The following is a 9,757-nucleotide window of genomic DNA, read 5'->3' as shown; positions in this document are numbered from 1 at the left end:
GGGGTGACGGGCGGCTCGGGCCTGTGACGGTGGGGGGGACGGCCGGGGCGGAGGCTGAGCAGGGCGGTCGTCTGTCGGGGGCGGGACGTCCGTCGGCCGTACGGGCGTCGCGGCGAGACCAGTCGGCTCTGCCACCCGTCGGCCGTACGGGCGTCGCGGCTCGTCGATCGGCCGTAGCCCTGTCGTGCGCGGACCGCCAGCCGTCCGCCGCCCCTGCCGTCCCCGCGTCAGCCGACTCCGTCGGCGCCGTCCGTCGCCCCAGTCGGCCGTTTGCCCTCCTGGCGTGCGTCGCCTCGTCGCCTCCGGCCCTCGGCCATTCCCATGTGAACCGACTCCGTCAGTCGCCGTTCGTCGCTCCAGTCGGTCGTTCGCCTTTCTGGCGTGCGTCGCCCCGTCGCCACGGGCCCTCGGCCGTTCCCACGTGCACCGACTCCGTCAGTCGCCCTTCGCCCGCCGGCTCCGCCGCCTTCGGCCCCCGTCAGCCGTGGCCCCCGACACGCCCACTCCAGGGACGCGACGGCTGCTGACGGGCCTGGGGCGGTGGCGCCAGCGGGCCTCAAGCCCTGCGCCCATCCGGGGGCCCGGACGCACCGCACCCCCGCCCCAAGCCCGGGACGGGGGTGCGATGTGGGTCCTTGGGGAGCGGTCAGGCCGTGACCGTCTCGCCCGGCAGGGCCAGGTCCAGGGCGACCGTGCGGTCGTCGCCCGTGTGGGTCGCCGAGGAGGCCAGGGGGCCGTGGCCGGTGGCGCGGGCGGCGAGGACGTAGGCGCCCTGGGCCGGGACGGTGAGGGCGTACGTGCCGTCGTCCTCGGAGAGCGTCGACCCGGCCTGCCGGCCCCGCCGGTCGATCAGCGTGACCTTGGCACGGGCCACCGGGGCACCGGACGCGTCCAGGACACGGCCCCGGAAGCCCCGCAGCACCTCCTCGGCGCGCTCCAGGTTCGCCTCCTCCTCGCTGCTCGCGCGGAGCTGCGGCGCACGGTTCGCCTTCGGCAGGAACAGCGCCATGAGCAGTCCGACGGCCACCGCGCCGGTCGCGATCAGGAAGGACACCCGGAAACCGTGCATGGTCGGGACGGCGACGCCCCCGACGTGGTCCGCCGTGTTCGCCAGCACCATCCCGATCACCGCGCTCGACACGGACGTACCGATGGAGCGCATCAGCGTGTTGAGGCCGTTCGCCGCGCCCGTCTCCGACGCCGGGACCGCCCCGACGATCAGTGCGGGAAGGGAGGAGTACGCGAGGCCGATGCCCGCGCCCAGCACGACCGCGATCACCAGGCTCTGCCAGGCCGCGCTCATGAGGCCGAGACCGGCGCCGTAGCCGATGGCGATGACCAGCATGCCGAGGATGAGGGTGAACTTGGGGCCGTACTTGGCTGAGAGGCGGGCGTACACCGGCGCCGTGAACATCATCGTCAGGCCCAGCGGGGCGACCAGCAGACCCGCGACGACCATCGACTGGCCGAGGCCGTAGCCGGTCGCCTTCGGGAGCTGGAGCAGCTGGGGAAGGACGAGCGAGACGACGTAGAAGGAGACACCCACCATGATCGACGCCAGGTTGGTGAAGAGGACCGCGGGGCGGGCGGTGGTGCGCAGGTCGACCAAGGGGGCCTTCAGCCGCAGCTCCATGACGCCCCACAGCACGAGGACGACCGCGGAGGCGGCGAACAGGCCGAGCGTGGTGCCCGAGGTCCAGCCCCAGTCGCTGCCCTTGGTGATCGGCAGGAGGAAGAGGACCAGGCCGGTGGAGAGGCCGAGCGCGCCCAGGACGTCGAAGGTGCCCTCCGCGCGCGCCGGGGACTCGGGTACGACGAGGAGGGTGAGGACGATCGAGAGGGCGCCGAGGCCGGCCGCGCCGTAGAAGAGGGCGTGCCAGTCGGCGTGCTGCGCGATCAGGGCCGCGAGCGGCAGCGCGAGTCCGCCGCCGACGCCGATCGAGGAGCTCATCAGGGCCATGGCCGAGCCGAGCTTCTCGCGGGGCAGCATGTCGCGCATCAGGCCGATGCCGAGAGGGATCGCGCCCATGGCGAAGCCCTGGAGGGTGCGGCCCGCGATCATGGGGAGCAGTGTGCTGGTGAACGCGCTGACCAGGGCGCCGACCACCATCACGGCGAGGCTCGCGATCAGCATGCGGCGCTTGCCGTACAGGTCGCCGAGGCGGCCCATGATCGGGGTGGCGACGGCGCCCGAGAGCAGGGTGGAGGTCAGGACCCAGGTGGCGTTGCTGGGCTCGGTGTCCAGCAGTTGCGGCAGGTCCTTGATGACCGGGACAAGCAGGGTCTGCATCACCGCGACCACGATGCCCGCGAAGGCGAGCACCGGGACGACAGCGCCGGACGCTCTCCGGGTGGGCTGGTCGGTCGGCGTGTGCGTCATGTGAGGGAGGCCTCCGGGCCTGGAAGATCGGCTTACGTGTGGCTTGAACTACGTATGCATGGGCAACTATTCCGATGCTTCGGCGTACTAACGATTTCTTTATATTCTCTTGGGGAAGCCGGAGCGGCTTGAGACCATGGCCGTCATGCTCGACGCCACCGACGCCACCCGCAGACCCCCTCGTGTCCGCTCCGCGCCCCCCGCCTGGCTGGTGGTGGCGCTCGCGTGCGCGGGCCAGTTCCTGGTCGTCCTCGACGTGTCCGTCGTCAACGTGGCGCTGCCGTCCGTCCGTGCCGACCTGGGCATGAGCGAGTCCGGCCTCCAGTGGGTCGTGAACGCCTACGCCATCGCCTTCGCCGGGTTCATGCTCCTCGGCGGCCGGGCCGGTGACCTCTACGGCCGCAAGCGGATGTTCCTCGTCGGCCTCGGGCTGTTCACGGTGGCCTCACTGGCCGGCGGCCTCGCCCAGCAGGGCGGCGAACTGCTGGTCGCCCGTGCCGTGCAGGGCCTCGGCGCGGCGGTGCTGGCCCCCGCGACCCTGACGATCGTCACGTCGGCCGTCCCCGAGGGGCCCGCGCGGGCCCGGGCCATCGCCACCTGGACGGCCGTCGGAGCGGGCGGCGGAGCGGCCGGCGGCTTCTTCGGCGGACTCCTCGTCGACACCCTGTCCTGGCGCTGGGTGCTGCTGATCAACGTGCCGGTCGGCGCGGTGGTCCTGCTCGGCTCGCTGCTCTGGCTGACCGAGAGCCGGGGCGGGGTCCGCCGACGCCTCGACCTGCCGGGAGCACTGCTGGTCACCGCGGGACTGGCGGTCCTGGCGTACGGCATCTCACAGACCGAGGCCGAGGGCTGGACGGCGGCCGCCACCCTGGTCCCGCTGGCAGTGGGAGCCGTGCTGATCTGCGGGTTCCTGCTCGTCGAGGCGCGTACGGCAGCTCCGCTGATGCCGCTCGGACTGCTCAGGGTGCGGGCGGTGGCCTCGGCGAACGCGGCGATGTTCCTGAGCGGTGGGGCCCTGTTCTGCACGTGGTACTTCATCACGCTCTACGCCCAGAACGTCCTCGGGTACACCCCGCTCCAAGCCGGCCTCTCCATGCTGCCGAGTTCCCTGGCGATCGTGCTCGGCTCCAAGCTCGCGCCCCGCCTCATGCACCGGCTCGGGGCGCGCCGGGTGGCGGCCCTGGGCACGCTCGTCTCGCTGACCGGGTACGGCTGGCAGTCCACGATGACCTCCGACGGCGCCTACGTCACCTCGATCATGGGTCCCGGGATCCTGATGATGCTGGGCGCGGGCCTCGCCTCGACCCCGCTCGCCTCGCTGGCCACGTCCGGGGCGGCACCGGGGGAGGCCGGGCTGGTGTCGGGGCTGGTCAACACCTCGCGCACGATGGGCGGTTCGCTGGGACTCGCGGTCCTGTCGACGCTGGCGGCGGCCCGGACGGCGGGCGCGGACTCGCCGGAGGCGCTGACGGAGGGGTACGCGGTGGCGTTCCGGGCGGGGACGGGGGTGCTGGCCGCGGCGGTCGTGCTGATGCTGGTGTGGCTGCCGAGGAAGGTCCCGGCGGCGTGAGGGCCGCTCGGCCCGCGGGCGGTGGGGCTCACAGCCACCCCTGCTGCCGCGCCGCCCGTACCGCCTCCGTCCGGTTGCGGGTGCCGGTCTTGCCGATGGCCGCGGAGAGGTAGTTGCGGACCGTGGACTCGGAGAGGTGGAGCCGGTCGGCGACGTCGGCCACGGTCGCGCCGTCCGCGGCGGCCCGCAGGACATCGCACTCACGGGCGGTAAGGGGGTTCGGGCCGGCGCTGAGGGCGGCCGCGGCGAGGACGGGGTCGATCACGGTCTCCCCGGTCAGCACCCGACGGATCGAGGCGGCCAGCTCCTCGACGGGACCGTCCTTGACGAGGAATCCGGCGGCACCGGCCTCCATGGCCCGGCGCAGATAGCCGGGCCGTCCGAAGGTGGTCAGGATCAGCACCCGGCAGTCCGGCGCCTGGTCGCGCAGCTCGGCGGCGGCGTCCAGACCGCTCATCCCCGGCAGCTCGATGTCGAGCAGTGCCACGTCGGGGCGGTGCGTGAGGGCGGCGTCCACGATCGCGTCCCCCGCCGCGACCTGCGCCACGACCTGGATGTCCGGCTCCATCCCCAGCAACAACGCGAGCGCCCCCCGCATCATGCCCTGGTCCTCGGCGAGCAGCACACGGATGGACTTGGCGGCCCGGCGATCCCGGGGCATCTCGTTCACGGGCCAAGGGTAGGGGGAGTGGAGGGCGGCATCGGCAGCGGTGAAGAGCCGGGTTTCACCGGCCCGTGTCCCCGGTCCGTGACCCACCACTCACCCCGGCCTCCTCTTCGGGCCGGAGCGGTGCCGCCGACTCGGTCGGCAGCTCGGCCCGTACCGTGAAGCCGCCCCGTGGCCCCGGACCGGCTTCCAGCCGGCCGCCGGCCGCGGCCAGGCGCTCCGCGAGCCCCTTGAGGCCGGTGCCGCCGAGGCCCGGGAATCGCTCCGACGGTGCCGGGGCGGCACCGTCGCTCCCGGGAAGGCGCGGCTCCGCGGCCCCGCCCGGGCCGTCGTCCCAGACACGCAGCCGTACCCGTTCCCCCGAGCTCCGTACGGAGATCTCGCAGTGCCGTGCCCCGCTGTGGCGGATCGCGTTGGTGACCGCCTCGCGGACCACCCAGCCCAGCAGGACCTCGGTCCGGGCGGTGAGCGGGGGGCCGGAGCGGTGGACGACCGGCTCGATGCCCGCTGCGCGCAGGGCGGAGACGGCCCGGTCGAGGTCCGCGCTGAGGCTGCCCTCGCGGTAGCCGGTCACCGCCTCGCGGATCTCGGTGAGCGCCTGGCGGCCGACCGACTCGATGTCACGGACCTGCCCGAGCGCCGCGTCCAGGTCGCGCGGGGCAAGGCGCCGGGCCGCCTCCGACTTCACCACGATCACCGACAGCGTGTGCCCGAGCAGGTCGTGCAGATCGCGGGAGAACCGCAGCCGCTCCTCCTCGACCGCGCGCCGGGCCAGTTCCTCACGGGCCTCCCGCAACTGCCGTACCGCCTCGGACAGCGACATGATCGCGGCCGTCACCATCGTGGAGATCCACGTGGCGTACGCGGTGTCGAGTCCGCCCCAGCCGTCGCGGAGGACGGAGGCCGCGCCGGCGACCACGGTCACGATCGCCCCCGCCCACCGCAGGTGCGGCAGCCGCACGACCGCTCCCGTCGCGAGTCCCAACAGGGGGAAGAACAGCAGCCAGTTGCCGCCGTACCCCATCGCCAGACCGCAGGTCACCAGCCCCATCAGCACCAGCGCCGCCCGCGTGGAGGCCGCCTCCCGGGTCTCCTTGCGGAAGGCGCGGAAGGCGACGTAGACGTAGAGCGAATTGAAGGTGAGCAGTCCGACGCCGCCGATCCAGGGGTTCGGGGTCTCGCCCTGGAAGAGGTTGGAGAAGGCGCCCATCCCCATCAGCAGCCATGGCAGCAGCCCGAACCCGCTGCCCAGGCCCGCGTGGGTGTGGACCTCCCCGGCCCGCTGCGAGGCCCGGTACTCGGCCTTGAGGCGCTGCCAGTTCTCCTGGTGGTACCGCCGGTGCTCGCGCGCCACGCGGACCCCTTCGCGGACCTCGTCCACGCGGCACGACAGCTTGCGCGACCAGGACATGACCGTTCCTCCGCTCAGAGGCTCCCGGCGTGCGGCCGGGACGACAGGACAGCGTACGAAGCGACGCACACCACCGACGCTACGAACCGGCACCGTCTCCCGGCAGATGCGCCTGTACGGAATCCGGCAGGACAAATGTCACGGGTGCCAGGACCGCACAGAACCGGCGCACCTGACACACCGTCAGGAGCCTTCACAAGTGCGTTGGGCTCGGCTATACAGAGGGCGCCGGACTGGAACGCGTTCTAGATCGGCCCGCGACGACCTCGGTGCGGCCGACGGTGCGGACGGCCGTACCGAGGTCTTGACCGAGCCCCTGTCAGGAGCCGTATGCCCATCGACGCAGCCAAGGCCCTCGCCGCCGAACCCCGGACCGGCGAGATCTCCTGGAACTCCAAGGACGTCCAGCTCTACCACCTGGGCATCGGGGCGGGTTCGCGCCCCGACAAGGAGAACCCCGCCACCGACCCCGACGAACTGCGCTACACCCTCGAGTCCCGGCTGCACGTGCTGCCGAGCTTCGCCACGGTCGCGGGCTCCGGATCGCCGGGAGTGATCAGCGGGCTGTCCATGCCCGGCGTCGAGGTCGACCTCGCCAAGGTCCTGCACGGCGGCCAGTCACTGGTCGTCCACCGCCCGCTCCCCGTCCAGGGCACCGCCACCGCCACCCACCGCATCGCCGCCGTGTACGACAAGGGCAAGGCGGCCGTCCTGGTCATGCGGACCGAAGTCGCCGACGCCGAGGGCCCGTTGTGGACCAACGACGCCCGGATCTTCGTACGGGGAGAGGGCGGCTGGGGCGGCGACCGCGGCCCCTCCGCACGCCTGGACCCGCCCGCCGGCGAGCCCGACCGGACCGTGGAGCGCCCCGTCCGCCAGGACCAGGCCCTGCTCTACCGCCTCTCCGGCGACTGGAACCCGCTGCACGCCGACCCCGAGTTCGCCAAGGTCGCCGGGTTCGAACGGCCCATCCTGCACGGGCTGTGCACCTACGGCATCACGCTCAAGGCCGTCGTCGACACCCTGCTCGGCGGGGACGTGACCCGGGTGCGCTCGTACGTCACCCGGTTCGCCGGGGTCGTGTACCCCGGGGAGACTCTGCGGATCCGGATGTGGCACGCCCCGGAGTCCGTGCGGGTCGCCGTCAGTGCCGTGGAGCGTGAGGACGCGCCCGTCCTCGCCGACACCGTCGTCGAACACGTCTGAACACGTCTGAACACTTCTGAACCCGCCACGCCGTACGAGGGGAGCCGCACCATGCGCGCAGCCGTACTGCACGAGATCGGCCAGGAAAAGCTCGAGGTCCTCGACGACGTCGAGGCGGTGGGCTTCGGACCCGGCAGGGTGCGGATCCGGATACGGGCCACCGGACTGTGCCACTCGGACCTGTCCGCGATGGCCGGGGTCCTCCCGCAGCCCGCGCCGTTCGTGCCGGGCCACGAGGGCGCGGGAGAGATCCTCGAAGTCGGCGAGGGCGTCGGGCACTTGAAGGCGGGCGACCGGGTCGTCGTGTGCTGGCTGCCCGCCTGCGGCGCCTGTCCCGCGTGCAAACGCGGCCAGACCGAGCTGTGCCTGGCCGGGTTCATGAACGCGGGCACCCCCAACTTCCGGCGCCCCGGCGGGGACGTCTTCGGCTTCGCGGGCACCGGCACCTTCACCGAGGAGGTCGTCGTCGACGCGGGCTGCGCGGTGCCGATCCCCGACGACGTGCCCTTCGACATCGCGGCCCTCATCGGTTGCGGGGTCACCACCGGACTCGGCGCCGCCCTCAACACCGCGGACGTGGAGGCCGGTTCGTCGGTTGCAGTCATCGGCTGCGGCGGGGTCGGCATCTCCGCGATCCAGGGCGCCCGGCTCAAGGGCGCCGCCGAGATCGTCGCCGTCGACCCGGTCGCCGCGCGCCGCGAGGCCGCCCTGCGGTTCGGCGCCACCCGGGCCGTCTCCCCGGACGAACTCGCCGACGCCAAGCAGCAGGTGACCGCCGGCGAGGGCTTCGACTACGTCTTCGAGGTGGTCGGAAAGGCGGCGACCGCGAGGACCGCGTACGAGACCACCCGGCGCGGCGGCACCCTCGTGGTCGTCGGCGCGGGCGCCATGGACGACAACCTCCAGCTCAACATGTTCGAGCTGTTCTTCGACGAGAAGCGCATCCTGCCCTCCCTGTACGGCGGCGGGGACGTCCTGCGCTCCTACGAGCGGACCATCGCCCTGTGGCGGGCCGGCCGTGTCGACCTGGACGGCCTGATCACCCACCGGGTGCCGCTGAGCGAGATCAACGAGGCGCTCGACCAGATGCGCACGGGCACCTCCCTCCGCACCTGCATCGAGATCTGAGGACCTCCACCGATGTCGATGCCACTGGAGGGACTGTCAGCCGTCGTCACCGGGGCCGGACGGGGGCTCGGCCGGGCCGAGGCGCTGGAGCTGGCCCGGCTCGGCGCCGCCGTGGTCGTCAACGACTACGGCCAGCCCGGCCGGGACGGTTCCGGCGAGGCATCCGCGGGCCCCGCCGAGCGGGTCGCCGAGGAGATCCGGGCCGCGGGCGGACAGGCCGTCGCCCACACCGGGGACGTGGCCGACCACCAACAGGTTGGTGAACTGACCGAGTTGGCGATCACCGAGTTCGGCAGGCTCGACATCCTCGTCAACAACGCGGGCATCCTGCGCGACCGCATGGTCTTCTCCATGACCGAGGGCGAGTGGGACGCGGTGATCCGGGTCCACCTCAAGGGCCACTTCAACACCACCCGGTTCGCGGCCGCGCACTGGCGGGAGCGGTCCAAGGCGGCGGGCGGGCCGGTGTACGGCCGGATCGTCAACACCTCCTCCGAGGCGTTCCTCGCCGGGTCCGCCGGACAGCCCAACTACGCGGCGGCCAAGGGCGGGATCGTCGGACTCACCACCTCGACGGCCCTCGCCCTCGCCAAGTACGGCGTCACCGCGAACGCCATCTGCCCGCGCGCCCGCACCCGGATGACCGAGGACGTCTTCGCCGGTCTGGAACAGCCCGAGTCGGGACTCGATCCCCTCGCCCCCGAGCATGTCGCCCCGCTCGTCGGCTACTTGGCCTCGCCCACCGCCGAGCGCGTCAACGGCCAGCTCCTCGTCGTACACGGAGGGATGGTCGCCGTCGTCGAACGGCCGCGGGTGCAGGCCAAGTTCGACAGCAAGCAGGACACCTTCACCTACGACGAACTGGACGCGCTGCTCACCCCGCACTACGCGCGGCGGCCGGCCGGGGAGACCTTCGCGGCGGCCGAAGTCCTGGGCCTCAGACGGGAGTAGACGCGCAACGGCCCTGCCTCCCGTACGGAAGACAGGGCCGTGTGTCGCCGTCTGCCCTCAGGCCGCGGCCTCGGTCTGCTCGACCGACTTGCGGTGACGGCCGCGCGGGGCCGTCTCGCTGTCCTGGACCGAGACCGGACCCCGGTGCTTACCGTGGCCCGTGGACTCCTGGACGTCGGCAGTCGACTGGTTCGTGCTGGCGTCGCTCATGGAAGTAATTCACCCCGTCAACATGATCTTTTTTACAGCGGAGGGAGTTTAACGGGCACACCACGGGGCGAATCCAGGCGGCCCGGCCAACCGGCACTACTTCGTTACAAGATTGCCCAACGGGGCCTGCTGCAACGGCACAGGACGTGCCACGACAGGCTCCGGAGGGTCCGGTTCGGGCGCCCGCACGGCCGTACCGCCGACGCCCTCCGAACCCTCCGGGCCCGCGTCCCC

At 72.6% G+C, this 9,757-nt stretch carries 8 protein-coding genes; 4 read left to right on the top strand and 4 right to left on the bottom strand.

The window, feature by feature from the left end; translation table 11 throughout:
- Positions 1-646 precede the first annotated feature (646 nt).
- On the bottom strand, positions 647-2,380 hold the full coding sequence (locus AOJ26_RS24430; protein ID WP_053850499.1) for an MFS transporter: 1,734 nt from the start codon (positions 2,378-2,380) through the stop codon (positions 647-649).
- A gap of 136 nt (positions 2,381-2,516) precedes the next feature.
- On the opposite strand from AOJ26_RS24430, the gene AOJ26_RS24425 reads away from it, so the two are divergent.
- The gene (locus AOJ26_RS24425) at positions 2,517-3,950 is read left to right on the top strand and encodes a DHA2 family efflux MFS transporter permease subunit (RefSeq protein ID WP_078960015.1); all 1,434 of its coding nucleotides are present in this window, start codon (positions 2,517-2,519) and stop codon (positions 3,948-3,950) included.
- A 28-nt stretch (positions 3,951-3,978) separates the two neighbouring features.
- On the opposite strand, the gene AOJ26_RS24420 is transcribed toward AOJ26_RS24425, so the two are convergent.
- Positions 3,979-4,611 (bottom strand): response regulator transcription factor, encoded by a 633-nt coding sequence (locus AOJ26_RS24420; protein ID WP_053850500.1) that lies wholly within the window; start codon positions 4,609-4,611, stop codon positions 3,979-3,981.
- 64 nt (positions 4,612-4,675) lie between these two features.
- A complete protein-coding gene (locus AOJ26_RS24415; protein ID WP_053850498.1) occupies positions 4,676-6,028 on the bottom strand; it encodes a sensor histidine kinase in 1,353 nt (450 codons plus the stop codon).
- Between the two features lie 330 nt (positions 6,029-6,358).
- Here AOJ26_RS24415 and AOJ26_RS24410 point away from each other — a divergent pair, with 330 nt between their 5' ends.
- Genes AOJ26_RS24410 through AOJ26_RS24400 form a run of 3 tightly spaced genes read left to right on the top strand, consistent with a single transcriptional unit; the run spans position 6,359 to position 9,313 of the window.
- Positions 6,359-7,234 (top strand): MaoC/PaaZ C-terminal domain-containing protein, encoded by an 876-nt coding sequence (locus AOJ26_RS24410; RefSeq protein WP_053850497.1) that lies wholly within the window; start codon positions 6,359-6,361, stop codon positions 7,232-7,234.
- A gap of 51 nt (positions 7,235-7,285) precedes the next feature.
- Positions 7,286-8,362 carry a Zn-dependent alcohol dehydrogenase gene (locus AOJ26_RS24405; RefSeq protein ID WP_053850496.1) on the top strand — a complete coding sequence of 359 codons (1,077 nt, stop codon included), beginning with the start codon at positions 7,286-7,288 and terminating at the stop codon, positions 8,360-8,362.
- A 12-nt stretch (positions 8,363-8,374) separates the two neighbouring features.
- Positions 8,375-9,313, top strand: a complete 939-nt coding sequence (locus AOJ26_RS24400) for a 3-oxoacyl-ACP reductase (RefSeq protein WP_053850495.1) — start codon at positions 8,375-8,377, stop codon at positions 9,311-9,313.
- Positions 9,314-9,370: 57 nt separating this feature from the next.
- Here the strand turns inward: AOJ26_RS24400 and AOJ26_RS43935 are convergent, their stop codons facing one another.
- On the bottom strand, positions 9,371-9,523 hold the full coding sequence (locus AOJ26_RS43935) for a hypothetical protein (protein ID WP_086724430.1): 153 nt from the start codon (positions 9,521-9,523) through the stop codon (positions 9,371-9,373).
- Positions 9,524-9,757: the final 234 nt, after the last annotated feature.

Source organism: Streptomyces sp. NRRL B-24085, from assembly GCF_001282115.1.
Lineage (GTDB): Bacteria > Actinomycetota > Actinomycetes > Streptomycetales > Streptomycetaceae > Streptomyces.
This window is presented reverse-complemented; position numbering and strand designations above follow the sequence as displayed.

Coding starts and splice junctions, on each gene's coding strand:
- AOJ26_RS24415 (WP_053850498.1), bottom strand. CDS start 6,028: ATGTCCTGGTCGCGCAAGCTGTCGTGCCGCGTGGACGAGGTCCGCGAA.
- AOJ26_RS24420 (WP_053850500.1), bottom strand. CDS start 4,611: ATGCCCCGGGATCGCCGGGCCGCCAAGTCCATCCGTGTGCTGCTCGCC.
- AOJ26_RS43935 (WP_086724430.1), bottom strand. CDS start 9,523: ATGAGCGACGCCAGCACGAACCAGTCGACTGCCGACGTCCAGGAGTCC.
- AOJ26_RS24410 (WP_053850497.1), top strand. CDS start 6,359: ATGCCCATCGACGCAGCCAAGGCCCTCGCCGCCGAACCCCGGACCGGC.
- AOJ26_RS24400 (WP_053850495.1), top strand. CDS start 8,375: ATGTCGATGCCACTGGAGGGACTGTCAGCCGTCGTCACCGGGGCCGGA.
- AOJ26_RS24405 (WP_053850496.1), top strand. CDS start 7,286: ATGCGCGCAGCCGTACTGCACGAGATCGGCCAGGAAAAGCTCGAGGTC.
- AOJ26_RS24425 (WP_078960015.1), top strand. CDS start 2,517: ATGGCCGTCATGCTCGACGCCACCGACGCCACCCGCAGACCCCCTCGT.
- AOJ26_RS24430 (WP_053850499.1), bottom strand. CDS start 2,380: ATGACGCACACGCCGACCGACCAGCCCACCCGGAGAGCGTCCGGCGCT.